Raw genomic sequence first — 25,295 nt, 5'->3', positions numbered from 1 at the left:
TTTTTATTTCCCGATGTCGATGGCATGGAAGTCAAACTCTAACCTGTAGATAGTTTGCCTTCTTTCCCTTTTATCGTTCGTTAATAATCCAGCCGTCCCGCTTTGCGCCATCGTCCGAAAGCCCCGTCGATAATCTCCTTGACCTTGGGACGGTAAATCTTCGCTTTCCAGTAACCGATGCGCACCTGTATGTACCGCCACGTCTCGATATACGCCCGGTTCAGGTGCCGCTCGATGTCGTCCAGCGACGTGTTCACCGCTTCCAGCACCATCAGCAGGTCGGAGGTCGAACATTCTGCCGCCCCTGTGGCATACAGCACGAGGTCACTGACCGATTTGTAAAGCTGTTTCCCGTCATCGGCGATGTCCCGTATTGCCTTTTCGTTGATGGCCAGTATCACGGCATCGCCGGGGTCGATGCGCCCCCGTTTCACGATTCTATCGTTGAAGTCCTCCAGCAGTCTCTTGTAATCGCCGATACGGTCGCTGACCGCCGTATAGGTGCTTTTCACGTTCAGCACCGTCCGCAAGGACTGGTACATCACGTCGATGACGTCGAAGGCACGGGTGTAGCGGTCCAAGTCCACATTCAGTTCCTTGTACTCGCCGACCTCTTTGCGGCTGTACTCGTGCAGCAGCTTGTTGCTGTATTCCAGCGTACTGCGGGCCAGCAGCAGGCTGCGTTGCTTCTTGTGGTCGTTGATGTAGGCTTCTACCGACACGATGTCGAACGTCCATTGCGCCTTGGCAATGCCGGGCAGGAGAGCCAGCAGCACGACTGCCATCAGCAGGGCACGTTTCATGGCCGCACCTCCTTTCCGCTGCCTTTGCCGTTCCTGCCGTTTCCGCTCCGCAGGTTCCGCGCATTCTCCACCCAGCGTTCGTGGCATTCCTCCACGAGCGTCAGCCTGCGTCCCTCGTCCATATCCAATTCGGGCAGCACGTCCTTCAGCACGTCGATGATGCTCCGTTTGTAGTGCATCATCTTCTCCAGTGACACGAGGTCGGCATATATCATCGTAATCCGGGAATCCACTTCCCGTGCGATTTCGAGCCGGTCGCTTGACCACAGCAGATGGTACACCTCCCCGGTCGGAGTCTCTTCCAATGGTGGGGTACGGGCATATTCCGTCGTGATCTTGCACGAAGGATGCTCTCGTGCAATCTCCGCAATACGGTCGTTCACCAGTTTCGTTTTCTCCGCGTCCGACAGGTTAGGGTCGAGCGTCAGCACGTCGGCCACATACGTGTCGGTGTATTCCGTGGTCAGTTCCCAACTGATCTGCACGATGGCACGGTGTATCTTGATACCGAGGAAATATTTCGGTTTGCGGGCTATCGAGACCGTCGCCTTGAACGTGATGACCCCGTTGATGTTCGGCATGGTCGCCTTACGGACATAGGTGTAGCCGTTCCACGCCCCGCCGTCCTGCCACGACAGGCTGTAAGCCGTCTTGCAGTCCTGCATGATGGCCGGTATGCGGTAATAGTCGTCTGTTGCCACATCGTTATCGCCCGCCGCCTCGGTTTTCGCGTCGGTGTATTCCCGTTGTTTCTTCTGCCATTCGGACAGCTCGCTTTTCAGGCGGTCTATCTGTGTCTTGTTCGCGTTGTACTGCTGCCGGTACACCGCCGCATCTTCCACGCTTGCCTCGGCGATTTTTTTCAGCAGGTCGGCATTCTCGCTCTCCAACGCGTTGATTTGCGACTGGATGGCGGCTACCTGATTCTCTGCCTCCTGCAGCATGGCGTCCAGCTCGGACAAGTCCAGTTCGTTCTCCGTAACCGTGGTCTGCATGGCACACTCCTTTGAATGGGCGTTCAGGGATTTGCCGCACGTTCGGCACTTGTACTGCGTCGTGCCCTGACCGAGCGTAGCCCCGTCCGAACAGGTTACACTGATGGTCACGCTCTCGCAGCCTTGCAATTTCGCGGCGTCCGTCGCCTGATAATAGTTCCGCGCGTCAGAAGCTATATAATAGGTATAACCTTCCTCGTTGTCGTTGAACTCCGAGAGTCGGGCGTTAAGCCCGGCTTTGAACGTGTTCAGGTCCATCGAGTAGGAATCGAACACCTCTTCATAGACGACCTCTTCCCGGTTCCAGCTTTTCTTCACATGGATTTCGTAGGCGTATGCCTTCTTCGTCTGTTTGCCGCCCCGGCTGATGATATAGCCGTTCTGCCAGTAGTTGATACTATAGGTATAGCCGTCATTCTGGTTGTTGAGCTGCTGTACCCGGCTTCTCGACCAACCGGCGTACCGTTCCGAATTGGCGAGCGCCTGCTCCCGTTGCGAGGCATTGGGATAAAAGTCGGGATCGGTTGTCTCGAAACGCGTCCATTCGCCGCCGTTCAGTATGCTGTTATCGTCCGTCGGCGGGTAGTAGTCGCACAAGGCGATACTCCCTTGCTCACGCCGGGCGATATACCACCGTTGCGTGTAGTAGTTTCCCGCCGTCTCGTCCAGATAGTCCGTCATCCAGGAGGTAAGGTCGTAGTTGCTGAAATCGAACAGTCCCGCCACGTTGTCCTCACCGCCCACCATGTCAATCAGCAGGCCGCCGAGGTCATGCTCCGCCTGCTCGAAGAGCGCACCGTAATGGTCATACAGGTCGATGACCTTGCTGACCCTGCCGCCCATCAGCTCATGGAACGAACTGGTTTGCAACAGGGCGTCACCAATGTTCCCGATACCTGCCGAGGCGAGACCGACACCCATGTTGTAGAGGTTGTCGATGTCGTGTTGCAGGTTCTCCTTGGTGAAATTGCCCGGCACGCTGGCGATGTCGTCCAGCATGTGCTGCCAGTCGATGTCGCCTATCTCCGAGAGTTTCAACAGAGGGGCGATGTTCCGGTTGATTTCCAGAAACACGATGTCCGAAAAGCCCAACGTGCTGTTCGTCACTACACTCTCGAACTGCATACACAGGCTTTTCGTTTCGTCGCAGATTTTCATCAGGTAGCTGCCCCAGTAGATAGCCGTTTGCGGTGAGCGGAGCATCAGTTTCGCCACCACCCATATCTTGGGTATGATCTTCTCCGAGACCATGCGGTAAATGCGGCGGTAGTAGTAGTTCTCCGTACTGCTGTTCCAGATACCGAGGTCGGAAAAGGCTTTATGCTCCAAGAACTTGGAGGCAAAAATCCCCGCCGTGGCCACTTCCGCCGCATTGTAGTGCTTGAGTATGTCATCGACCTGCTCCCGGTAATAGCTTTCCGCCACGGCTTCCGTACCGAAAGCGGTAGCCATTGCCGCCACGGTACGCGCATCGTAGTTCACGCTGTAATACTGCGCGTGGATGTGCTGTACGACAACGAGCGACAGGAGCATAAGGATAAGTGACAGCCGTTTCATCATGGATTCCTCCCCGGTTAAAAACAGCCCCCGTCAACGGCGCGTCATGCCTCTTAGTGCACGTATCAGTTCGTCGGCCTCATATACGGCGGAATTTGCCACCAGACGGTGGTGTATGAATACCTCCTTGGCTATCTCGTACCTGCGTTGTTCCCACTTCGCCTCTTCTTCCTCGTCCTGCACGGAATTTCCGATACCGGCGTATTCGTCCAGTTCCTTACCGGGCATTCCCAACCGGAGATTGTACCTTTCCAGAACATCCTCTATTTCCTCGATGCTTTTTCTTCCCATGTCGCGTACCCTTACCAAGTCCTTTCCGGGCCATTGGCACAAATCCCGGATGGTTTTGATGTCGAACTCACGGAATATCCGTTGGATACGGGCTTCATATTTGCTCCCGAACTCAAGTGTCTTCACACTTTGGCTGATGTCTATCTTTTCCATTTTCTGTAATTGATGATTTGATTGTTATTGTTTTACATGAAGGTTCAATATCCGCCCGGCCTCGTTGACCTTTTGGGCGAACGGCAGGGATTTTCCGATACCGCTGGCGTTCCAATCCCGACAGTACGCCTCGATAGCTTCCTGATGGCTGCACCGCAATTCCCGCTTGTAGAGTTTCAGGGCTTCTTTCTCCGCCCGCTCGGTGGTGTAGGTCATGTAACACTCTCTTGGTTCTTCCACGCCGTACACGCCGCTGGTCGTCCCCCGGCGGATGAACACCTCTCGGAAGAAGCTGCGCCCTTCCTTGTTTTCCAGCCGGTTGATGGTGAATATCTTTTTGCAGTCCACGTCGGTAAGTCCGAGAATAGCCTTGATTTCATCGAACCGCTCGCGGAACTTGCTCTGGTCAAGCAGCATCACCACGTCGGAGTTGTTGATGATGGCTTCCTTGACGATAGGGCTGCCGATGATGTCCTGTATCTCCTGCGTCACCACGCCGACCGAGGCCCAGAACTTACGGGCCGTCTTGTACATAAACTTGATGTATTCGGCCATGAGCGGGCTGGCAATGGCCTTCCACGCTTCCTCTATGACCAGGACTTTGCGGTTCTTCTTGATACGCATCTTCTGTAAGAATACATCCATGATAATCAGTGTGACAAGAGGGAACAGGAGAGGATCATCCTTTATACTGTCAATTTCGAAGACGATGAACGTCTCATCGAACAATGAACTGTCCATGTTCTCGTTCAGCGTCTTTTCATGATTGCCGCCCCGATAGAAGTCCTTCATCATGTAACGGTACGTCGATATGTCGATGCCCGAAATATGGTTTTCGGCACAGATGTCGGGGATGCGCTGCACGGAAAATTCATAGAACGAGTTGAACGACAGCTCTTCCACTTTCAACTCCTTACGGCGGCGTTCCATCTCGTCGATCATGCGCTCGATACGCCCGGTCCGCTCTCCTTCGTCCTCGTCCTGCTTCTCGGCATGGTTACGGTCGTCGATGAGCAGCCCCTTACGCAAATCCTCCCGTTGCAGGGGTGTGAAGCCGTCGAACCCATTGAAATAAGTGTCGTAATACTCCGTGATGACCTGTTCTATCAGGCGGTCCTCTGTCTTTGTGACCGTACCCTGCGAGCCTTTCCAGATGAGCAGCACGAGGTTTTTCAGGAAGCCCGTCTTCTCCACATTCATTTCCGCCCGATTGATGCGGAATGGGTTCATCGTAATCGGTCTTTCCTCGGTATAGGAAATGTACTTGCCGCCGAGGTATTCGCAAAGTCCCTCGTAGCTGTTACCCGTATCGACCATCACCACGTCCGTTCCTTGCTCGTACAACTGGCGCACGACAGAGTTCATGTGGAAGCTCTTGCCGCTGCCCGAAGGACCGAGACAGAAAAAGTTCGAGTTGTCCGTCAGCTTGTTTTTCCCCTCCTTTCCCGTGATGTCGATAGCCACCGGCACGCCTTGGCGGTCTGTGTAGTAGATTTTCAGCGGTGTCTCCTCGCTGTGCTGTATGTGCTCCTTATACATCAGACACATCGCCGCGTCACCCAGCGTCAGGAAGCGGTCATAGTCCTCGTTCATGCCGTAACAGTTACCCGGAAACGAGTTCACGAACAGTTCCAGTTGGTTGTACGCCCTTTTGGAAATATGGATACCCATACGTCCGAAAGCATTCTCCAAGTGGTTCGTGCATTTTTGCAGGTCCGTATCGGCCGGTACGGCGACGATCAGGTTGAAATGGGTGTACACGAGCTGCTTGCTTTCCCGCGCGATGACCTCCTGCACCCGCTTGATGTCCTCCACGGCCATCTGGTTGCTCGGATTGGGAATACTGGCGTGCCGGTTCTTCTTTTTGTCCAGCAGGGCCAGTTCCCTTTTCTGGTTGGGCAGGAAGACAATCTGGTTATAGACGACCGTCTCCGCATTCGGAATGTTGTCGATGGCAGCCAGCAGGTCCACGGGCATATCCGTGTTATTGACCTCTATATTGGTGTAAGGCCGTATCAGTGAGGGCAGTGCGGCACAGTCCACATCGACAAGGCTATATACCTTGCAGCGTTTGTCGCCCATCGAGACCGTTTCGTCGTCCGCCTTGAAGTTGGTCATCGACACGATCCGCTCCTTGAAGTTCATGGCGAAATAGCGGTCCACGTATTCGCTCGCTTCGGCTTTGTTCAGGAACCTGGCCTGTACCCCGGCATCGTGCAGCTGGTCATGCACTTTGCGTATCTTGACCAGAAAGTCGCGCCACTTCTTGTTGTCGAACGAGAACAGGCGGCTCTTCTTCGCCTCCTGCGTGATGGTCAGGTAACACAAGCTGTCCGTATAGTTACGCCCCTTGAAGTAACGGAAGTAGGCCGATGAGAGGAACTCGTGTTTGTCCCCCGTCTCGTTCTCGAACTGTTTCCGGATGAAGATGTCCTGTTTGTGCAGGGCATATCCTTCGCCGAGCGTCTGCGCGAGGGCGGTGAAAAGGTGCGTGAACTCGTAGTAGCTGTCGATGTTCGCACAGTATTTCTGCACGGGATTCTCTATTTTCAGGATGGCTGAATATTCGCCCGTCTTGGTGTACAGCACGCCCACGCCGTTCGTATCTTCCACAGAAAAATAGATGTCCTGAAAGATACGCTTACGCTTGCCTCCGGTACCGAACGCATAGACCGACAGGGCCATGCCGGCACACAAGGCGATAAAAAGTAGAATGATGTACAAGGTCATTTCAAAATACAATAAAAAAGGCCGGTCCACCCGGATTTCAGGCGGCCGGCCCGCGTTCAACATTCAACAAGACCACACGTTGCCCGTGATGGTTTTTCTTTTCTTCTCACAGTTTCTTCGAGTGGGCGTAGATATACACTCCGCGACCGTCTTTCTTGGTATGCAGCCCTTTCCGCTGTTTGAGCATGATAAGCGCAATACCCGTCGAGACGACCGCAACCAGCACGACCAGTCCGGCCACGAAACCCACGAGGCAGTAGGCGATGATAAATCCGACGATGGCTCCGCCGGCAACGCCCGCCGCCCAGTAGATGTAGCGTCCCTGAATACCCATGAACTCCAAAGGCCGTTGCAGGCCCTTGAACAGCGGGTAGTCGGGATAGCGTTCGTCCTTGCCTTTCATCGTGCGGGAGGGTTATGCGCCGATACCGAAGAACATCGGAAGTGCTTGTGCGGCAGCGATTAAGAAAATACATGCGCCAACGATCATCATAATCTTTTTCTTCACGTCCTGTTCCTCGTTGTTCATGGCGATGTACACCGAGATAGCGCCTACGATAGCCACTACACCGGCAATGGCGTAACACAGTTTGACCATGACGGGGACGTACTTGGCGATTTCCTCCGTCACGGTCGCCAGTGCGGTCGTACCGGCGGAGTAATCGCCTGCGGAGTTTTGGGCCATGACGGCCGTCGTGCCACACAGCAACATCAGTGTGAGCATCTGTACCTTTTTAGCAGAAAACATTCTTTTCATTTGTCTTTTTGTTTTTTGAAACATGATTATTTATTTTAGGGTAAGTATTGCAGTTCTTTCGAATCGTTATGGCGGCACCTCATTCCTGCATCCCGTTTCTATATGCGATAGCCGAAAAAGGCAGGAAAGACAAGGAAGGCACCGATCAGGAACAGGCACGCGCCCACAAGCGTTACGACGGACTTGGTAATACCGTCCTCGCCCGTGTTCATCTTTACGTAAATCTGGAATCCGGACACAATCACACAAATCCCGGCGATGGCACAACAGAGAGCTTGGACGTAGAACATCATCGTTACCACGTAGTCGTGCATCGTCGCCAGCGCATCCGCCCCCCAACTGTAATTCACGCTGCCACTTTTCGCCAGAGCCGAACAGGGGATGATGGAACAAAGCGCACATAGTATCTTCTTCGTTTTCGACATCTTACAGCTTATCTTTGACCGGTCTCCATTTCAGGCTGGGACGGTTGTCCAAGCGTCCTTTGGAAATCATTGCCTTATACATCTCTTCGTCGGTAAAGCCGTCGGACAGGTAGGGTGCGACCTTTTCCATCTGTGCCTCTGCCTTGGCTTTCAGCCGTTCGAGCCGATCCTTGGCTGTTCCATCTTTTTTCCCGGTGTCGCCGTTTTGGGCGGCAGGCGAAGCGGCAGGTACAGTCTCCGTGCCGTATGTTTCATTTCCGATTTTGAACCCGGTCTCGTTCTCCGAAACCTCGACACTCTCTTCCGTGGAATCCATCGGACCGAGGTCGAAAACTTCCTCGTCAGTCTTCTCCGTTCCCTTCTTTCCATACAGGTCACGGATGATATTGACCGCGAAATAGACGATGTACAGCACCGTCAGTACAAGGGCGAATATAAAGTATGAACCCATCTGTTTTTAAGTATGAAATTAAACTTTAATTGAACTTTGAAAGTACGGTTGCAAAGAAAAATATTATATTTGATGTAACAAAAACTCTTTATATCAAACAGTATTTTATTACATAGAAATAAGTTTGAAACACTAAAATTGAACTTTAATTTCATACTTTGAGGTATCGAAGCAGAAAAATCGGGCATAAAAAAAGCCCTCCGGGAGGAGAGCTTTCAAGGGAAAGGGTAACGATGATGCCTTACCGTTTCTTTCCGCGTAGGTAATCGTTCAGGTCCTTGTATTCGCGATAACGGGGTGCTTCGTTGCGTACACGCCCGCCATACATGCCGGCGATGGTCTCTTCCGTTTTCTGCCCTGCGAGATCATTGTCGAGATAACAGTGGATTTCCTCGTACACCTGCAAGTGTTCCAATGCTTTTTTCAGGTTGTTCACCGAGTTCATCACGAGGTAATCACAAGGTGCGTCGATGCAGACCGTATCATCACCCGCCTGTTTCAGCGTCAGGTAAGAGAGAAAATCCATGAAGCCCTCGAACACGCAAACACGGTTCTGTGTTTCACCATGAGATTGCCTGATGACAGAGATGTCCTTACACCGGATACAGCCCTTATAATAAGGATTGCGCACCTCGTACCCGCCCGCCGCGTTGCCGAAGGCAAGAGCGAAGTAGCGCCGTTTACGTAATTCATAATGGACCTCCCGGCAGAACATGCGGCCGATGTCCCCGTCGATTCCACGGGAATGAAGGTACGAGAGTAGCGCATGGTGCTGCAACGGCACGACGAGCACGTCCTTCATGTCAGCTTCGACGGGACGGGGTGTTGTCCCCGGAATCCGCACTCTTTGTATCGGGGCAGCATTTTCATGTCTCCCGATACAGGCAAGCACTTCGCTCACGCTGTTCGTCCGGTACAGGTATTTGCCCAGTTCCACAAGGTCGCCGCCCGTCGCTGCGCCAAAGTCATACCATTCGTTGAGCCGGTCGTTGACCTTGAACGACGGAGTGCGTTCATCGCGCAGCGGTGACAGATACCAGTATTGTTTTGATATCACACTCTGGGGATGGTAGCCGAGACTGGCGAGATAGTCCACGATACGCAGTTGTTTTGCTTCCGCTATGGTCATGTCATTTTCTTTTCACTTGTTTTCAAAAAACAGTTTACTTTGGTTTTTCTCCTATATATACCCGGACCAAAGTAAACTAAATTATTTTTCACCTTCCGCTTCCTCGCATTCTTCGTCGAAAAGCAGGGCTTCGGTCGGGGTCACATCGTAATAAAAGAGCTTGTCCCGTTTGACGATCAGCTTCAGGTTTTCCGTCAGGTATTGCAGCAGTTTTATCATGACGCTGCGTCCCCGTTTGAACCCGATAGCCTCATAGGAAGCCATGAGGGCCTGCAGCACGTTCTCGAAACCTTTGATGGGCCTGTCCCCGAAAGCGGCGGAAAGTGCCTCCCGGTGCTGTTCGATGGACAAATCCATGAAGCTGCTCCGGGCTTTCGGTCTTACACTGCCGTCAAACGAATAGTTATCCACCATGACCGGCAACCCTTCGTCATCAACGGAAAAGGCGAACGGTTTGAACTCCTTCTCGCGGATATGCAGCGCATGAACTTCACTGATAACGGGATTCTCCGCACTTTTGGTGATGACCAGCACCGTTTCCGCCTTATTGCTCATTTCCGTACCGATATGCCCGCGCACATTGTTGTCGCCCTTGTTCAGGTGTAGCACACAATGGATGTGCAGGTCGTATTTCGACGACCACTCCATCATCTTGTTGATGACCTCCACCGATTCGCTGGTGCTGTTGATGTCGAGCATCAGGTCGCGGATGCCGTCTATGATGACCAGCCCATACCCCTTGTTCTGACGCAGGGCATAGTCGATAACCCCGATACGGACGGCAGGAGTGTATTCCCGCAGGCAAATGAAATCGAGATTCTCGTTGTCCGTCGTGGTGGGCAGCCCCGCCAGGCGGAGAATGCGTTCCAACACGTTGTGGCAATGGAAACGGCTCTGTTCAGTGTCCACGTACAGAATCCTGCGTTTGCCTTCGGGCAGGTGCGCCCGATAGTTCAAGACCTGCCGGCCCGCCAGCGACGCGGCGACGATGGCCGAGACGTTGAACGTCTTTTTCGCCTTCGCCTTACCCGTCGAAGCGCTGAAATTACCGAGCGTCGCTATGGTGGAGTTGTCAATCCATATAATCTGGGGCGGAGTCTCGTAGGTGTCCGTGGCCTTTATTTGCGATGCCGTGAGGATATCCGACAGGCGGTTCTCGTCCAGCTCCGCCCACGAGTTACGGTCAGTTCTTTTTTCGTTTTCCATAGCGCTTCTGGTTAAAGAACGGTTGGGTTGCGGACACTTCCGTCGCCATACGCATGGCATCGTCCACCGTAGGTTCGTAGTTTTGCAAGAGCCACGCGTCCAGCTCTTCCTTCGCAAAGTAGAGCATCTTGCCGCGAGGCTTGTAGTGCGGGATTTCCTTGTTCGATGTGAGTTTGTACAACATACTTTCGGACACGCCGATATACATGCACGCCTCTTGAAAAGTGAAGACCTTCTTGGTCGTGTAAATGGTATTTTCCAGCAAAGCCACACGCTCCAACAGACCTTCCACCGGTTCCAACTTCTTGAGAACCGCTTCTATGGCGGTCAGCCGTTCGCTCAACCGCTCCATGAATGTTGTTCTGTTTTGCATAAAATACATGTTAAAATTAGACAATGGAGAGTTACCTCCGTTATGCAGCGCGCTAACGGAGGTCAAAGTTATGTGATGTGAACCGGACAGCCGGAAATACCGGCGTGATACTATGCACGTATCACGGCAATTGTCACTGTTTTATCTTTCACATACTTGGCTTTTTGGCACTTCGTGTTATATTTTCAGTCGGCTGACGGCTTTTCGTATGCCGAGGTTTGCCGATGTAATGTTGTTCCTCGCCGCAGACAGGGCGGACGAGAGGCTTGAAGCGGTAACGTATCTTGTGCCGTCTTTGGACAACAGGAACCGCCCCTTGTCGAGAACCGACTGCCAGTGAGGCAGGATGAAGGTGTTTTCGAGCAACGCGTCGAACAGGACCGCCACATGGCGGATATTGTTCACACGTATGCAGAAGCCCTTCTTGCAGGCAAAAAGCGCTTCCATGTCCTCGATGCGGAGTGTGGAAACGCAAAACAGATGATAAGCGTTGGCGCAAGCCACAATACCTGTCATCTGTTCACGGGAAAAATTACAACCGAAGGAGAGAGGTGGATCGTTTCTGGAATCTTCTATACGTGAAGAGCCGAACCATACTCCGGCAATGTCGTACTTTCGTTTCAAGGCCATGCACTCCTCGAAAGAAAATGTTTCTGCGGTAAAGAGGCTTTTGACGAGACTTGTGCAATCGATCAACAGCCCTCTGATGATATGGATGTTCATTTCATGGCAATTCCTGCAAACCGCACTGTTGCAGTCGATGTACCGGTGACTGTTTATAAAGTCATCCACATAGCGGCCATACCGTTTGCCGCCTGCCATGACGTCTTGAAGATAAAGCTCCCTCGCTTCGGAGAGCAATTCGTAAAATTCTTCCGCTACATCCTGTTCCGTAGCGAAGTGGTGCAGATGTGGTCTCCCTTCAAAAAAAGAGAGGACCTGTTGTTTTGTCCTTTCATGTCGAATTGTTTTTATGGGTTTATACTTATTATAATAGTGGCATTACTTCGACTATTTGAAAAGTCGGAGAAAAGCCGGAAATATTTACCTGTAAATTGAATTTGACATGTATAACTACATCAGTCGAATAGCCCGTTGACCAAATTGACTGCTTCGTCTTTTTTCTGGTTGATGATTTTGGCGTACACCTGTGTCATTCTCACGGAGGTATGACCAAGCAGCTTCGATACGGTATAGAGATCCGCACCGAGCGTCAGCATCATGGTCGCGAATGTGTGCCGGGCCGTGTGAAAAGTAAAACGCTTGGTGATTCCGGCCGCTTCGGCCCACGGCTTGAGATACTGGTTGATGTTTGAAGGCAAGCTGAACACATGGTCATCCGCCGCCTTGTCCTCACGCTCCGGCATCCACTTCAACGCCTCGTTGGAGAGTGGCAGGTAAATCGGTTCTTTGGTCTTCTGCATAGCCACCGCCAGACGGTATTGGCCGTTATCGACAAAGACATTCTTCCATTTCAGGCCGACAATATCGCTGATACGCAGTCCGCAGAAGCAGGAAAACAGATAGGCGTTTTTAACCCTCCCATCCTGTACCGGAGTGGCAATCAACGCCCGTACCTCTTCGATGGTCATATAGGACCGCACGCTCTCCGGCATTTTGGGCTTCTCCGATTTTTCCATTTCATTAAACGGATTTCTCAACAACCGTTTAGCCCGGACGGCAGCGTTCAGGGCACCGTTGAATATCTGATAATAGGTATTGCGTGTAGATGCTGCTATCGGCTTTCCTTTAGGGCGGAAGGTCGTCAGCATGTAGTCGATATAGCCTTGGCAAAAAGCGAGGTCAACCCGATCCAACAAAAACCTTTCCCCTGCATATTCTTTCAGGATATGGGTAACGGCCTTGATTTGACCGATGCCTTTCTTGTCGCGTTTCTCTTGGTACTCCAAATAGGTTTGCATCCAGTCCAGCAGATAAACCTTATCTGTATGGTTCACGATACCGGCTTCGCCGCTGGTCAGTTCGATAATGCGTTTCGACTTGATGGCATTCGCAGCGGCCATTGTTATTTCATTCTGCCGACGGGTATTGTTGTCCGTTCCCGGGATAAGATACAGCTTCAGGTACTCATATGTCCGCTTGCCATTGCGGTATATATCCAGATACAGACTTTTGCTGCCATCGGACAAATCCTTCATCCGAAGACGGATGGGCTCTTTTACTTTTTTAGGCTTCTTTATTCGTGGCATAATCGTATTCTTTCATTCGTTCTTTTTCGTATGCAAATGTACGAATTAAAACCGAAATCAAGAAACAAACAAGGAACAAAAATGTACCCAAAAAGAACTAATTAACAGAAAATAGCGAAAACAACTGAAAGAAACGATTTCTTTATAAATGTCTGATATAAAGCCTATTTACTTGTACTTATTTGGATTTTATTTTCATCTTTAATATGTCTGTTTGTTTATTGGCAAAGAAACGAAGCTTCATCTTATTCAATTCTTCTATCCGTTCTTTTTCATCTTTTTCTTTAGCCAATGACAATGCCAAGAGCCGATGCCCAGTCCTTATTTTCCAGAAGACATAAATAATGATCGCCATGATTATCAAGTACACCAAAAATGCCCAAAACGTAGCGAACCATGGATGGTGTATCTTAATATCAAGAGCTATTTCTTTATATCCTTTTCCTAATATCTTACTTTTTGATTCACGTACTTTCAACACATAGTTTCCCGGAGCCAAATTAGTATAGCCAATTCGTAACTGATCTGTAGAAATCCACTCTTTATCAAAGCCTTCCAGTTTATACTGAAATCTGACATTTCTTTCATGTTCCACATAATTGGAACTAGAGAAATCAATCATAAGATTATTTTGATGATATGCCAGATCAAGGGAATTTGTAAAAGGTAATGCCTGTGACAGTACTCCCGATTTATCCCCAGGACGTACTATAGCATTATTAATATGAAGATTGGAAAAATAGAATTCTGTATGACTTTCACTTTCCAAATACAGATCTTTCTCTCTGAAAGAAATCATACCGTCTACTCCTCCAATATAAATCAAGTCATCGGAAGCTGTCCATACACCACAACCATCCGTCACGGCAGATATTCCTCCTTTAAGTCCTAATTCAATCGAGTATATGGAATTATTAAAAGGAGAATAAAGAGAAATACCTCTATCGCTAGTTATCAATATATTATTCTTGGGCGTTTCTACCATATTATAGCAAAAATCACTTATCAGATTATCTTGTTTCGCTGTATGATGTTTCCACTCCTTTGTTTCATAATTATAGGTAAAGATACCATTTCCTAAAGTCGAAACATAAACCATTCCGTCGGTCGCTTCCATAATTCTGGTTATCTTGGCTTTCCGTTCCGCAATCTTTTCTATATTAATTCGCTCTACCCGTGTCCATTCTCCAATCTTCATCCGATACAGATTATAATCGGCAGTCAACCAAATATATCCACGAGAATCTATTTCAAATGTCAGATAGAGTCTATTCTTATTGATCAGTTGAAATTCATTTGTTTCAGGATTTAACCTCCAAAAACCATTACGTGCAGATACATACAACCAATTGTCTTTAAACAAGACATGATATATTATTCTATTCGGTCCGTTTTTTGTCCGTTCATAATCTGTAAGATAGTTATAGAATTTTCTACTTTTCCGGTCATATCGGCTAACACCTCCCGTATAAGTACCAATATATATTTGGTCACGCTTATCATCATAAGTTATGCTCTTAGTATTATTGTGCAAAATGGAATTTATACCGGATGCCATATAATATGTAAAAGTACCGGTCTTTCTATCCAAACAGTTCACTCCTCCTCCATCCGTACATATCCAAAGATTACGATCCTTATCTTCAACCATTTGCCCGACAATCGGAAAGCTCAAACCATCTTTGTTCAATTTACTATATGGATAATAATGAAATATATCCTTCGACTTATTAAAATAATTGACACCTCCGTAATAAGTCCCTATCCAAATGGTACCCTGCCTATCTTTATAAAGAGAAAAAACAGATTGATGCTCCAAAGAACCCGGATAAGCACTTGGACGATAAACAGAATAAGTATCAGAATAGGGATTATAAACTTGTAGCCCCTCAAAAGTACCAAACCATATATTTTGCTGATCGTCTTCAATGAAATCGCGTATCTGTTCACTAACAACACGCGTAGGAGAATGCAACTCCTTCTTCAATATTCCATCTCTGCCGATTTTATATAACCCTTTCATACGGGAAGCTATCCATAATTCATTACGACTACTAACGAATAACTTAAATATTTCGACGTCGGGCAATACACACTTAACAGTATCGTCTTCCAGCGCATAAAGCCCTTTGGCAGTTCCAATCCAAAGTTTATCTGACATCTCTTCGATACACCAAATGTAGGAAGTATTTATTTCACGAAAGAAACATAAAGAATCAGTATCAGCATCATACTTGAATAGTGAATCACGGACAGCACACCATACTTTTCCTTTAATTACGGCTAAAGCACCAATATTGGAAGAACGTAACTCTCTAAGACTTTCTTTTCGAATATCATATTTAATCAATGTCCCATTATTGCGTATAAAGATATTCCCCTCATCATCACCTACAATCTGATTAATCTCTCCATTGATAAGTTTCTCTTTATGAAACTGCCCCTCTACAACATCATAAGATATATATTTGTAAATCTGCTTACCATCATATACATTGATACCCTCATTCGTCCCAAACCATATTCTCCCTAAAATATCCTGATAAATAGCTAATACAGAGGGATTGGAAAGTCCATCTTCCATTCCCAATTTCTTAAAATATTGTCCGTATACACAGACAGAAAACAATAACAAGATAGTTGAAAAAGAATATTTGATTCGCCTCATCAGTGATATACTAGATATTTACGAGACGAAGATATAAAAAATAAATTAATAGATTTTATTTTTACGCATCAATATAACGAAAATACATTTATTTTTGTTAGAAAAACAAAGTTCACCCTCTACTTTTGCAGTGTTTCGAGCAACAACGAGATATTCGCCATAAATAGTCTGACAGAGATAGCCAGCAATATAATACCGAAGAACTTGCGAATGATATAGATACCCCCTTTTCCCAAGAAGCGCTCCACACGTCCGGTCATGCTGACAACAAAATATACCCATATCATATTCAGAACCAATGCAATGATGATATTAACACTCGCATATTCAGCACGAAGCGATAACAAAGTGGTGAAAGCGCCGGCTCCAGCCAATAGCGGGAACACTAAAGGTACCAAGGTAGCTTCCTTAATGGGACCCTGGTTTTTAAAGATTTCAATATCAAGAATCATTTCCAACGACATCAAAAAGATAACAAACGCACCTGCCACCGCAAACGACTCTATATCCACATGAAATAATTTCAGCATCATATCGCCTGCATAAAAGAAACCTATCAGCAATGCAAACGAAATTAATGTTGCTTTGAGTGCATTTACATTTTTCCCCTTCTCCTTTAAATTGATTATAATAGGAATAGAACCAATGATATCTATCACAGCAAACAGCACGATAAATGCACTGGTCATCTGTTGCCAATTAAATGCTGAAAACATATTTCCCTCCTTTTTTTTGCAAAGATAATCTATTTTTATGCATTCTACAATATTTCTTAATAACGAATGAATAGCACTTTTAAGAAATAATAAAAAAAACAAAAAGAGAGACTAAGTGTTTACGGCAGAGCTTGATTATATCTACATTTGTCTCTAAACCAGAAGATGAAACGATATGGAAACAATGTTTGATACCTTACTCCAATTGCCGCTCTTCCAGGGACTAGCCCAGGAGGACTTTACGTGCATTTTGGGAAAGGTAAAATTACACTTCACAAAACATAAGGCGGGAGAAGTTCTTCAGAAAAAAGGAACTCCTTGTAACCAACTTATGTTTATACTGAAGGGAGAAGTAGTTTCTTCCACATCGTCGGATGATGATTCTTACAGCTTTACCGAGTATTTGTCAGCTCCTTATCTGATTGAACCACAATCTATGTTTGGCATGAATACTTGTTATGTATCCAACTATCGTGCACATACAGAAGTACATACTGTCAGCATCAACAAGGCGTTCGTGATGGAAGAATTATTCAGGTATGAAATATTTCGCCTGAACTATATGAATATTATCAGTAACCGTGCACAAACGTTATACAGCCGTTTGTGGAATAAACCGTCTAACAGTATAGAAGAACGTATAGCCTACTTCATCCTAAAACATACGGAACGACTCACCGGAGAAAAGATTCTGAAAATAAAAATGGAAGACTTTGCACAAATTCTCAACGAAACCCGCGCCAGCGTATCGAAGATTCTGAACAGCATGCAAGAAAACGGGCTGTTGGAATTGCACCGGGGAGAGATTGTAATACCGGAAGTGGAAAAACTATTATAACCGTTTTCATAAATTAGTAAAGCCCGAAGCAATGCTCCGGGCTTTATCATATTAATATATTATACCTGTCTTCTCACTCCCACTCAATCGTAGCATTAGGTTTCGGAGACATATCATAACAGACACGGTTAACATTCTTTACCTCCTTAAGGATACGATCAGTAATTTTCATTAGAATAGACCAGTCCACCGTTTCAATAGTAGCAGTCATGGCATCCACCGTATTGACAGCACGGATAATAACAGGCCAATCAAAAGAACGGGCGTTATCGCGTACACCTACCGACTTGAAATCGGGAACAACCGTAAAGTATTGCCATACTTTCTTATCCAAACCAGCTAAATGGAACTCCTCACGCAAAATAGCATCCGATTCACGAACGGCTTCCAAACGATCGCGCGTAATGGCTCCTAAACAACGGACACCCAAACCCGGTCCAGGAAATGGCTGGCGATAAACCATTTCATAAGGTAAACCAAGTTCGATACCACATGCACGCACTTCATCCTTGAACAATTGCCGAAGGGGTTCCACCAGTTTAAACTGCAAGTCTTCGGGCAGACCGCCTACATTATGATGTGATTTCACCATCTTGGCAGTTTTCGTGCCACTTTCTACAATATCAGGATAGATAGTACCTTGTCCCAAGAAATCGATACCATCGAGTTTACGGGCTTCCTCCTCAAATACACGGATAAACTCGCCGCCGATAATCTTGCGTTTCTGCTCAGGATCGGCAACACCGGCCAGCTTATTCAGGAAACGGTCTGTAGCATCCACATACACAAGGTTGGCATTCAGCTTGTTCTTGAATACTTCGATTACATCTTCCGACTCACCCTTGCGCATCAGCCCATGGTTTACATGCACACATACCAAGTTGGATCCAATGGCTTTCAGTAGCAGAGCGGCCACTACCGAACTGTCCACCCCCCCCGACAGGGCAAGCAACACTTTCTTGTCGCCCACCTGGCGGCGTATCAACTCAATCTGGTCATTGACGAAGTTCGTCATGTTCCAGTTGGTTTCAGCCTTGCAAGTATCGAACACAAAAGATTTTACGGCACCCTTTATAGCTTCCACATCATCCGTAAACCGGGGAAGCTTCACCTCGCACAGCGCCTTGTCATGTCCGGCAGCCATTACCGGAAATCCTGCCTCATAAATTTCGGGGAGCACGTCAATAGACACCCCGTCAATCACATTATTAGGACCACCGTTGATGATAATACCTTTCACATTGGGTAAAGCTTTCAACTCGGCCACCGTAATATCATGCGGATAAATTTCACTATATACCCCCAATGCACGAATAGCTCTGGCAAGCACTGTATTTTCATTGCTTCCCAAGTCTAAAATCACAATCATGTCCTGTTTCATTCTTATATATTTTTTAAAGTTAAGCAAGTGATAAAAAACAGTTTATATTATTCAACCCCGCATCACTCCCACTCTATTGTACTAGGCGGCTTCGATGAAATATCGTACGTGACACGATTTACACCTTTCACCTTATTTATAATATCATTGGATACCTTACCCAAAAACTCGTAGGGCAAGTGCGCCCAATCTGCCGTCATAGCATCAGTGGAGGTCACGGCACGCAAAGCTACAGCACGTTCGTAAGTACGTTCATCCCCCATCACACCCACACTCTGTACAGGTAACAGGATAACACCTGCTTGCCATACTTGGTGGTATAGTGTTGTCTCATTGCCATTGGTATCCTTCACCTTCCAGTTACGTAAACCCTGAATAAAAATATCGTCAGCGTCTTGCAAAGTACGCACTTTCTCCGGCGTAATTTCACCCAAGATACGAACAGCCAATCCTGGTCCAGGGAAAGGATGACGGGTTATCAAATGTTCCGGCATACCCAATTCACGTCCCACACGACGAACTTCATCTTTGAACAACCATTGCAATGGTTCGCACAGTTGCAAGTTCATTTCTTCCGGCAAGCCGCCCACGTTATGATGACTCTTGATGGTCTTACCAGTAATGTTCAGACTCTCAATACGGTCAGGATAAATGGTACCCTGCGCTAACCAACGGGCATCGGTTATCTTATGCGCTTCAGCATCGAATACTTCTATGAAATCACGACCTATGATTTTACGTTTCTGTTCAGGTTCCGCAATACCCTCCAAATCCTTGAAGAATTTTTCACTGGCATCCACTCCGATAACATTCAAACCCAAACATTCATAATCGTGCATCACATTTTTGAACTCATCCTTACGAAGCAAACCGTGATCAACAAAAATACATGTCAGTTGATTACCGATGGCACGATTTAGCAACACAGCAGCGACTGAAGAATCTACCCCTCCGCTAAGTCCAAGAATAACACGATCATTTCCTATTTGCGCTTTCAGCTCGGCCACCGTGGTATCTACAAACGATGCAGCACTCCAACTCTGGCTACAACCGCAAACCTCTACCACGAAATTACGCAACATTTGCGTACCGTCCTCACTGTGGAATACTTCCGGATGGAACTGTACGCCCCACATCTTTTCATCTTTCACCTGATAAGCAGCAATCGTCACTTTATCCGTAGAAGCAATAATTTTGAAGTTATCAGGCACAGCAGTAATCGTATCGCCATGACTCATCCATACTTGGGTATTTTCTTTCACACCTTTGAAAAGGATATTCTCACGGTCGAAAGAACTAAGATGCGCACGCCCGTATTCGCGGGTTCCGGCAGGTTCTACCCGTCCGCCGTTGCTATAAGAAATGAATTGCGCACCGTAGCAGATGCCCAATATGGGGTACCGTCCCCGGATCTCGTCCAAGTTCACCTTGAATGCACTCGCATCATATACGGAAAAGGGGCTACCCGACAGGATAACTCCTTTTACGCTCTCATCCCCATGCGGGAATTTATTGTAAGGCACAATTTCGCAATACACATTCAGCTCACGAACGCGGCGGCCGATGAGCTGTGTTGTCTGTGAGCCAAAATCAAGAATAATAATCTTCTCTTGCATATCAATCTGTTATGGATTTTATAAACGATTTGCAAAAGTAGAAAAAAGTAGGAAAATAACCGTGAAATATGCGATTTATTTCCCAAATTCCACCAAGTCCACGTCCTCGCCCAGCACACGGCGGTATCCGTCCGGTTGCCTGCTGCGTTCGGGGATGAACTGCACCCGCACCGCCTGCACCTGCTCCGCGCTCACCTCTTCGGGCGTATCCACTCCCTGTCCGGCACAACTCAGCTTGTAGAAGAACGACCCGAGGCCGTCCATGTGCACACTGCGCCCGCTCTCCATGTAGAACGCCATCACCTCGGGCAGCGAACGGATGACGGCATGCACATCAGCCGGAGTAACCGTACACCGGCAGCTGATGGCCTCAGCCAATTCCTGCGTATCCACAGGATGTTTTAACACACACGCACGGGGAAACCATTTGAATTTTCCGGCTATCTTGGCACGACTTTTCTTATAGAACATAATTTATTCGTTGGTTGAAGTTAATACAATATAAATGTCAGACAGACTGCCTTGTAGGGAAAGGGCACATTAAAAGCCTTCTAATGCCGCATTAAAAGCCTTTTAACATGGTATTAAAAGGCTTTTAATCACAATTCAGTCCTATACCCTGCGCCATCCGGTCCGCAACGGAGATTGTCCGGGTCCCTTATGGTTCCTATTTCATTAATGAACTGCCGGGCGCAGACCGGCGGGGACAGGGGCGCAAAGCCGCCATCACTTCCTGTCTTTCAGCAGGTCGCGGATTTCCGTCAGCAGCACTTCTTCCTTGGTAGGGGCAGGCGGTGCGGGGGGAGCGGCAGGCTCTTCCACTTTCTTCTTCTCGGCCAGCTTGGAGATTAACCGGATAAACAAAAAGATAGAAAAAGCGATGATCAAGAAGTCGAAGGTAGCCTGCAAGAAATTCCCGTAGTTCAGCGTCACCGCTGCGATATCTTTTCCATCCACCACTTCAGCGGGCTTCAACACCCACTTCAAGTCAGTAAAATTGACACCGCCCACCAGCAAACCGATTGGAGGCATAATGACATCCGCCACGATGGAGGAGACAATTTTTCCAAACGCACCACCGATAATCACACCGACAGCCATGTCTATCACATTGCCTTTCATGGCAAAAGCCTTAAAATCCTGTAAAAATGAACTTTTTCCCATCTTTTCAATTATTTAATTATGAATTTGAGTGCGAATATAAAAACATTTTCTTACTTTTGCACCGCATTTGGAAACAAATGCTTCTTGAAAAGAGAGATATTTTAAACAAATATTACAAAACCTTTAAAAGTTTAAACAAAAATGATTAAAGTAGGTATTAATGGATTCGGACGTATCGGACGTTTCGTATTCCGCGCTGCTCAGAAAAGAAACGATATTCAAATCGTTGGTATTAACGACCTTTGTCCGGTAGATTACTTGGCTTACATGTTGAAGTATGATACAATGCACGGTCAGTTTGACGGAACAATCGAAGCTGATGTTGAAAACAGCAAGTTGGTTGTAAACGGTAACGCTATCCGTATTACTGCAGAAAAAAATCCTGCTGACTTGAAGTGGAATGAAGTTGGTGCAGAATATGTAGTTGAATCTACAGGTTTGTTCCTGACTAAAGAAAAAGCTCAGGCTCACATCGAAGCCGGTGCTAAATACGTTGTAATGTCAGCTCCTTCTAAGGATGACACTCCGATGTTCGTTTGTGGTGTTAACGAGAAGACTTACGTTAAGGGTACTCAATTCGTATCTAACGCTTCTTGTACTACTAACTGCTTGGCTCCTATCGCTAAAGTATTGAACGACAAGTTCGGTATTACTGACGGTTTGATGACTACTGTTCACTCTACAACTGCTACTCAGAAAACAGTTGATGGTCCTTCTATGAAAGACTGGAGAGGTGGTCGTGCTGCTTCTGGCAACATTATCCCGTCTTCTACTGGTGCTGCTAAGGCTGTAGGTAAAGTTATCCCTTCATTGAACGGTAAATTGACCGGTATGTCTATGCGTGTTCCAACTTTGGACGTTTCAGTTGTTGACTTGACAGTTAACTTGGCTAAGCCTGCTACTTATGCAGAAATCTGTGCTGCCATGAAGGAAGCTTCTGAAGGTGAATTAAAGGGTATCTTAGGTTATACTGAAGATGCGGTTGTTTCTTCAGACTTCTTGGGTGACACTCGTACTTCTATCTTCGACGCTAAAGCTGGTATCGCTTTGACTGATACTTTCGTTAAGGTTGTATCTTGGTATGATAACGAAATCGGTTATTCTAACAAGGTTCTTGACTTGATTGCTCACATGGCATCAGTTAACTGCTAATATACAGTTAGAAAATAATAAAAAATAGGCGACTTCTATCGAAGTCGCCTATTTTTTTTGCACTTTTGCAATTAGAATACTTTTAAGTTAATAATATGAATAAGATACATACCTCAAATCCTTTCTTTGAAAAATATACAGCCCCACACGAAACTGTTCCTTTCGATCGAATTAAGACCGAACATTACGAGCCTGCCATCCGGGAAGGTATTCGTCTACAAAATGCCGAAATAAACGCCATCACTGGCAACCCTGACGCCCCGACTTTTGCCAATACCGTATTGGCATACGAAGAATCAGGAGAATTGCTCCAACACGTCAATACGGTTTTCGGTAACCTGCTCAGCGCCGAGACCAGTGATGAGCTGCAAGAACTTGCCAAAGAAATCATGCCGCTGATGAGCGAGCATGAAAACAACATCAGTTTAAACGAAAAATTATTTGAACGTATCAAGACTGTTTATGAGCAAAGAGATAAGGAAAAACTCGATCCGGAACAAGCCAAGTTACTGGAGGACACCTACAATGGTTTCGTCAGAAACGGTGCGAACTTACAGGGAGAAGCCAAAGAGAAGTATCGCGGGCTATGTAAGGAACTCAGCCTCCTGACCCTACAATTCAGCGAAAACAATCTGAAAGAGACGAACGATTATGAACTTGTCTTAACCGAACAATCCCAATTATCCGGTCTGCCTGAAAGCGCTATGGATGCCGCTGCCGAGACGGCACGGGAAAAGGGTATCGAAGGATGGGTGTTTACCTTGCAAGCCCCCAGCTACGGACCTTTCATGACATATGCCGACAACCGGAACTTGCGCCATGAGTTGTATATGGCTTACAATACGAAGTGTACGCATGACAATGCCTGCAATAATCTGGAAATCGTGAAGAAGATAGCCAATATACACCTGGAGATTGCGCAGTTACTGGGTTACGATAATTTTGCCGAATATAATCTGGTGGAACGTATGGCAAAAAACAGCGAGTCTGTTTACAAGCTGCTGAACCAATTGCTGGATGCATATACTCCGACTGCTCGGAAAGAATATGCCGAGGTACAGATATTGGCGCGCCAGGAACAAGGAGAAGATTTTATCCTGATGCCTTGGGACTGGGTATACTACTCCCATAAGTTGAAAGACCGAAAATTCAACATCAATGACGAAATGCTCCGCCCTTACTTTGAACTGAACCAAGTGAAGGAAGGCGTGTTTGGCTTGGCAACCAAACTGTATGGCATCACATTCAAAAAGAACCCGGATATTCCTGTCTACCACAAAGATGTAGATGCTTACGAGGTTTTCGACAAAGACGGGAAATATCTTGCCGTGCTCTATACGGATTTCCACCCCAGAGCCGGTAAACGGTCGGGCGCTTGGATGACAAGTTACAAAGGCCAATGGATAGAGGGAAAAACGGGAAAGAACAGCCGCCCCCACGTTTCCATCGTTATGAACTTCACCAAGCCGACACAAAGCAAACCGGCTTTGCTGACTTTTGGCGAGGTAGAGACTTTTCTTCACGAATTCGGGCACAGCTTGCACGAAATGTTTGCGGATACTACTTACCACAGTCTCAGCGGAACCAATGTATATTGGGATTTTGTTGAACTTCCTTCTCAACTTATGGAAAACTTTGCCATCGAGAAAGAATTCTTGCATACCTTTGCCCGCCACTATCTGACAGGAGAACTCATCCCAGACGAACTAGTACAACGCATTGTTGATTCTTCTAACTTCAATGTGGCATACGCCTGTCTACGACAAATCAGTTTCAGCCTTCTCGACATGGCATGGTATACTCGCAATACTCCATTCGAAGGAGACGTGAGAGCATACGAGAAGAAAGCATGGGATAAAGCGCAAATACTTCCCACAGTGGAAGAGACTTGTATGAGTACCCAATTCTCACATATATTTGCCGGAGGATATTCTGCCGGATATTATAGCTATAAATGGGCGGAAGTGTTGGATGCCGACGCTTTCTCGCTATTCAAGCAAAAAGGTATCTTCAATCAGGAAGTGGCCGAGTCTTTCCGTAAAAATATTCTTTCCAAGGGAGGTACAGAGCATCCGATGACGCTCTACAAACGCTTCCGCGGACAAGAGCCGACTATTGACGCATTATTAATCAGAAACGGAATAAAGAAATGAAAAAGATAATTCACATGAAATCCATCGGCTGTTGCCTGCTGATGCTTGCCGTACTCCTCACGTTCAGTGCCTGTAACGATGAAGACGACGTGGCTGAAATTTTCAATGGAAAAACTTGGAAACTAGCCCGGCTTACAACAGAAAATGGTAAAGAACAGTTCTACAACGGTTTGTGGAGCAGTGACAAAGAAAAAGAAAACAGCCTTGAAGCCCTCAAGCAACAAGGAAACTTCACTTTAAGTTTTGACATAGTCGAAGTGAATGGAGAAATTACCGGTACGGCAAAAGCGCATGGCATTAGGGCAAACATTGAAGACGCTTCCGTGAAAGTTGATGGGAAGACACGCTCACTGACTCTTAATGGAAAAGTAACCGGAGCTGAAACTGACAAACTTGCCAAAGCATTCATGGCAGGCTTGTTGAAGGTTTTTAAATATGAAGGCGATTCTAAATCATTAACCCTTTACTTTAAAGACGAGAATACAACCAAGGTCATGGGATTTACTGCTCAATAAACACAGAAACGA

The 25,295-nt window shown here is 47.1% G+C and carries 24 protein-coding genes; 5 read left to right on the top strand and 19 right to left on the bottom strand.

Features of this window, described 5'->3' with window-relative positions; genetic code table 11:
- Positions 1–80 precede the first annotated feature (80 nt).
- From C1A09_RS12770 to C1A09_RS12715, 12 genes are all read right to left on the bottom strand, one after another.
- Positions 81–803, bottom strand: coding sequence for a hypothetical protein (locus tag C1A09_RS12770; RefSeq protein ID WP_007569256.1), 723 nt, complete (start codon positions 801–803; stop codon positions 81–83).
- Positions 800–3,355 (bottom strand): hypothetical protein, encoded by a 2,556-nt coding sequence (locus tag C1A09_RS12765; protein WP_032587840.1) that lies wholly within the window; start codon positions 3,353–3,355, stop codon positions 800–802. Before C1A09_RS12765 ends, C1A09_RS12770 begins: the two co-directional genes overlap by 4 nt.
- 33 nt (positions 3,356–3,388) lie before the next feature.
- A complete protein-coding gene (locus C1A09_RS12760) occupies positions 3,389–3,799 on the bottom strand; it encodes a DNA-directed RNA polymerase subunit alpha C-terminal domain-containing protein (protein WP_007569251.1) in 411 nt (136 codons plus the stop codon).
- Positions 3,800–3,823: 24 nt separating this feature from the next.
- Positions 3,824–6,529 carry a TraG/VirB4 family ATPase gene (locus C1A09_RS12755; protein WP_101544838.1) on the bottom strand — a complete coding sequence of 902 codons (2,706 nt, stop codon included), beginning with the start codon at positions 6,527–6,529 and terminating at the stop codon, positions 3,824–3,826.
- A 106-nt stretch (positions 6,530–6,635) separates the two neighbouring features.
- Positions 6,636–6,932: a DUF4133 domain-containing protein gene (locus C1A09_RS12750; RefSeq protein ID WP_007569249.1), complete on the bottom strand. Its 297-nt coding sequence runs from the start codon at positions 6,930–6,932 to the stop codon at positions 6,636–6,638.
- A gap of 12 nt (positions 6,933–6,944) precedes the next feature.
- Positions 6,945–7,310 carry a DUF4134 domain-containing protein gene (locus C1A09_RS12745; protein WP_007569248.1) on the bottom strand — a complete coding sequence of 122 codons (366 nt, stop codon included), beginning with the start codon at positions 7,308–7,310 and terminating at the stop codon, positions 6,945–6,947.
- A 74-nt stretch (positions 7,311–7,384) separates the two neighbouring features.
- On the bottom strand, positions 7,385–7,711 hold the full coding sequence (locus tag C1A09_RS12740; RefSeq protein WP_004289321.1) for a DUF4134 domain-containing protein: 327 nt from the start codon (positions 7,709–7,711) through the stop codon (positions 7,385–7,387).
- A gap of 1 nt (position 7,712) precedes the next feature.
- A complete protein-coding gene (locus tag C1A09_RS12735; RefSeq protein ID WP_007569247.1) occupies positions 7,713–8,162 on the bottom strand; it encodes a hypothetical protein in 450 nt (149 codons plus the stop codon).
- 241 nt (positions 8,163–8,403) lie between these two features.
- The gene (locus tag C1A09_RS12730; protein ID WP_007569241.1) at positions 8,404–9,291 is read right to left on the bottom strand and encodes a DUF8464 domain-containing protein; all 888 of its coding nucleotides are present in this window, start codon (positions 9,289–9,291) and stop codon (positions 8,404–8,406) included.
- An 81-nt stretch (positions 9,292–9,372) separates the two neighbouring features.
- On the bottom strand, positions 9,373–10,497 hold the full coding sequence (locus C1A09_RS12725; RefSeq protein ID WP_007569240.1) for an AAA family ATPase: 1,125 nt from the start codon (positions 10,495–10,497) through the stop codon (positions 9,373–9,375).
- Complete coding sequence (locus tag C1A09_RS12720) at positions 10,475–10,849, bottom strand: helix-turn-helix domain-containing protein (protein WP_004294465.1); 375 nt, start codon at positions 10,847–10,849, stop codon at positions 10,475–10,477. Before C1A09_RS12720 ends, C1A09_RS12725 begins: the two co-directional genes overlap by 23 nt.
- A 198-nt stretch (positions 10,850–11,047) precedes the next feature.
- Positions 11,048–11,692: a hypothetical protein gene (locus C1A09_RS12715; RefSeq protein ID WP_044301893.1), complete on the bottom strand. Its 645-nt coding sequence runs from the start codon at positions 11,690–11,692 to the stop codon at positions 11,048–11,050.
- Here C1A09_RS12715 and C1A09_RS12710 point away from each other — a divergent pair.
- Positions 11,582–11,929, top strand: coding sequence for a hypothetical protein (locus C1A09_RS12710; protein ID WP_008655141.1), 348 nt, complete (start codon positions 11,582–11,584; stop codon positions 11,927–11,929). The genes C1A09_RS12715 and C1A09_RS12710 overlap by 111 nt on opposite strands.
- A 20-nt stretch (positions 11,930–11,949) precedes the next feature.
- On the opposite strand, the gene C1A09_RS12705 is transcribed toward C1A09_RS12710, so the two are convergent.
- From C1A09_RS12705 to C1A09_RS12695, 3 genes are all read right to left on the bottom strand, one after another.
- Positions 11,950–13,080, bottom strand: a complete 1,131-nt coding sequence (locus tag C1A09_RS12705; protein ID WP_007569236.1) for a site-specific integrase — start codon at positions 13,078–13,080, stop codon at positions 11,950–11,952.
- A 178-nt stretch (positions 13,081–13,258) separates the two neighbouring features.
- Positions 13,259–15,664 (bottom strand): ligand-binding sensor domain-containing protein, encoded by a 2,406-nt coding sequence (locus C1A09_RS12700; RefSeq protein ID WP_245875024.1) that lies wholly within the window; start codon positions 15,662–15,664, stop codon positions 13,259–13,261.
- Between the two features lie 203 nt (positions 15,665–15,867).
- Positions 15,868–16,464 (bottom strand): MarC family protein, encoded by a 597-nt coding sequence (locus C1A09_RS12695; RefSeq protein ID WP_101544776.1) that lies wholly within the window; start codon positions 16,462–16,464, stop codon positions 15,868–15,870.
- A gap of 175 nt (positions 16,465–16,639) precedes the next feature.
- On the opposite strand from C1A09_RS12695, the gene C1A09_RS12690 reads away from it, so the two are divergent.
- Positions 16,640–17,302 (top strand): Crp/Fnr family transcriptional regulator, encoded by a 663-nt coding sequence (locus C1A09_RS12690; protein ID WP_101544773.1) that lies wholly within the window; start codon positions 16,640–16,642, stop codon positions 17,300–17,302.
- Between the two features lie 73 nt (positions 17,303–17,375).
- Here C1A09_RS12690 and guaA (C1A09_RS12685) read toward each other — a convergent pair whose 3' ends face one another.
- From guaA (C1A09_RS12685) to mscL, 4 genes are all read right to left on the bottom strand, one after another.
- Complete coding sequence (gene guaA, locus C1A09_RS12685) at positions 17,376–18,683, bottom strand: glutamine-hydrolyzing GMP synthase (protein WP_101544770.1); 1,308 nt, start codon at positions 18,681–18,683, stop codon at positions 17,376–17,378.
- A gap of 62 nt (positions 18,684–18,745) precedes the next feature.
- Positions 18,746–20,299 (bottom strand): glutamine-hydrolyzing GMP synthase, encoded by a 1,554-nt coding sequence (gene guaA, locus C1A09_RS12680; RefSeq protein ID WP_101544768.1) that lies wholly within the window; start codon positions 20,297–20,299, stop codon positions 18,746–18,748.
- Positions 20,300–20,374: 75 nt separating this feature from the next.
- Entirely contained in the window at positions 20,375–20,770 is a 396-nt protein-coding gene (locus tag C1A09_RS12675) for an HU family DNA-binding protein (RefSeq protein ID WP_101544766.1), read from the bottom strand.
- A 255-nt stretch (positions 20,771–21,025) separates the two neighbouring features.
- Positions 21,026–21,463, bottom strand: coding sequence for a large-conductance mechanosensitive channel protein MscL (mscL, locus tag C1A09_RS12670; RefSeq protein WP_101544764.1), 438 nt, complete (start codon positions 21,461–21,463; stop codon positions 21,026–21,028).
- Between the two features lie 141 nt (positions 21,464–21,604).
- On the opposite strand from mscL, the gene gap reads away from it, so the two are divergent.
- From gap to C1A09_RS12655, 3 genes are all read left to right on the top strand, one after another.
- Positions 21,605–22,615, top strand: coding sequence for a type I glyceraldehyde-3-phosphate dehydrogenase (gene gap, locus C1A09_RS12665; RefSeq protein ID WP_101544762.1), 1,011 nt, complete (start codon positions 21,605–21,607; stop codon positions 22,613–22,615).
- 95 nt (positions 22,616–22,710) lie between these two features.
- The gene (locus tag C1A09_RS12660; RefSeq protein ID WP_101544759.1) at positions 22,711–24,768 is read left to right on the top strand and encodes a M3 family metallopeptidase; all 2,058 of its coding nucleotides are present in this window, start codon (positions 22,711–22,713) and stop codon (positions 24,766–24,768) included.
- Positions 24,765–25,283, top strand: a complete 519-nt coding sequence (locus C1A09_RS12655) for a DUF4847 family protein (RefSeq protein ID WP_101544757.1) — start codon at positions 24,765–24,767, stop codon at positions 25,281–25,283. The genes C1A09_RS12660 and C1A09_RS12655 overlap by 4 nt, the downstream gene beginning before the upstream one ends.
- Positions 25,284–25,295 lie beyond the last annotated feature (12 nt).

Origin of the sequence: Bacteroides cutis, from assembly GCF_900241005.1 — a bacterium.
Taxonomy (GTDB): Bacteria; Bacteroidota; Bacteroidia; order Bacteroidales; family Bacteroidaceae; genus Bacteroides; species Bacteroides cutis.
The sequence above is the reverse complement of the archived record's forward strand: the minus strand, read 5'-3'. Positions and strand labels throughout refer to the sequence as shown.

What these genes read in the sequence shown, in the direction of transcription:
- C1A09_RS12710 (WP_008655141.1), top strand. Translation starts at nt 11,582, where the DNA reads ATGGATGTTCATTTCATGGCAATTCCTGCAAACCGCACTGTTGCAGTC.
- gap (WP_101544762.1), top strand. Translation starts at nt 21,605, where the DNA reads ATGATTAAAGTAGGTATTAATGGATTCGGACGTATCGGACGTTTCGTA.
- C1A09_RS12705 (WP_007569236.1), bottom strand. Translation starts at nt 13,080, where the DNA reads ATGCCACGAATAAAGAAGCCTAAAAAAGTAAAAGAGCCCATCCGTCTT.
- C1A09_RS12765 (WP_032587840.1), bottom strand. Translation starts at nt 3,355, where the DNA reads ATGAAACGGCTGTCACTTATCCTTATGCTCCTGTCGCTCGTTGTCGTA.
- C1A09_RS12760 (WP_007569251.1), bottom strand. Translation starts at nt 3,799, where the DNA reads ATGGAAAAGATAGACATCAGCCAAAGTGTGAAGACACTTGAGTTCGGG.
- C1A09_RS12655 (WP_101544757.1), top strand. Translation starts at nt 24,765, where the DNA reads ATGAAAAAGATAATTCACATGAAATCCATCGGCTGTTGCCTGCTGATG.
- guaA (WP_101544768.1), bottom strand. Translation starts at nt 20,299, where the DNA reads ATGCAAGAGAAGATTATTATTCTTGATTTTGGCTCACAGACAACACAG.
- C1A09_RS12730 (WP_007569241.1), bottom strand. Translation starts at nt 9,291, where the DNA reads ATGACCATAGCGGAAGCAAAACAACTGCGTATCGTGGACTATCTCGCC.
- C1A09_RS12725 (WP_007569240.1), bottom strand. Translation starts at nt 10,497, where the DNA reads ATGGAAAACGAAAAAAGAACTGACCGTAACTCGTGGGCGGAGCTGGAC.
- C1A09_RS12675 (WP_101544766.1), bottom strand. Translation starts at nt 20,770, where the DNA reads ATGTTCTATAAGAAAAGTCGTGCCAAGATAGCCGGAAAATTCAAATGG.
- C1A09_RS12695 (WP_101544776.1), bottom strand. Translation starts at nt 16,464, where the DNA reads ATGTTTTCAGCATTTAATTGGCAACAGATGACCAGTGCATTTATCGTG.
- mscL (WP_101544764.1), bottom strand. Translation starts at nt 21,463, where the DNA reads ATGGGAAAAAGTTCATTTTTACAGGATTTTAAGGCTTTTGCCATGAAA.
- C1A09_RS12720 (WP_004294465.1), bottom strand. Translation starts at nt 10,849, where the DNA reads ATGGAGCGGTTGAGCGAACGGCTGACCGCCATAGAAGCGGTTCTCAAG.
- C1A09_RS12660 (WP_101544759.1), top strand. Translation starts at nt 22,711, where the DNA reads ATGAATAAGATACATACCTCAAATCCTTTCTTTGAAAAATATACAGCC.
- C1A09_RS12690 (WP_101544773.1), top strand. Translation starts at nt 16,640, where the DNA reads ATGGAAACAATGTTTGATACCTTACTCCAATTGCCGCTCTTCCAGGGA.
- guaA (WP_101544770.1), bottom strand. Translation starts at nt 18,683, where the DNA reads ATGAAACAGGACATGATTGTGATTTTAGACTTGGGAAGCAATGAAAAT.
- C1A09_RS12700 (WP_245875024.1), bottom strand. Translation starts at nt 15,664, where the DNA reads ATGGAAGATGGACTTTCCAATCCCTCTGTATTAGCTATTTATCAGGAT.
- C1A09_RS12715 (WP_044301893.1), bottom strand. Translation starts at nt 11,692, where the DNA reads ATGGCAGGCGGCAAACGGTATGGCCGCTATGTGGATGACTTTATAAAC.
- C1A09_RS12755 (WP_101544838.1), bottom strand. Translation starts at nt 6,529, where the DNA reads ATGACCTTGTACATCATTCTACTTTTTATCGCCTTGTGTGCCGGCATG.
- C1A09_RS12770 (WP_007569256.1), bottom strand. Translation starts at nt 803, where the DNA reads ATGAAACGTGCCCTGCTGATGGCAGTCGTGCTGCTGGCTCTCCTGCCC.
- C1A09_RS12740 (WP_004289321.1), bottom strand. Translation starts at nt 7,711, where the DNA reads ATGTCGAAAACGAAGAAGATACTATGTGCGCTTTGTTCCATCATCCCC.
- C1A09_RS12745 (WP_007569248.1), bottom strand. Translation starts at nt 7,310, where the DNA reads ATGTTTCAAAAAACAAAAAGACAAATGAAAAGAATGTTTTCTGCTAAA.
- C1A09_RS12750 (WP_007569249.1), bottom strand. Translation starts at nt 6,932, where the DNA reads ATGAAAGGCAAGGACGAACGCTATCCCGACTACCCGCTGTTCAAGGGC.
- C1A09_RS12735 (WP_007569247.1), bottom strand. Translation starts at nt 8,162, where the DNA reads ATGGGTTCATACTTTATATTCGCCCTTGTACTGACGGTGCTGTACATC.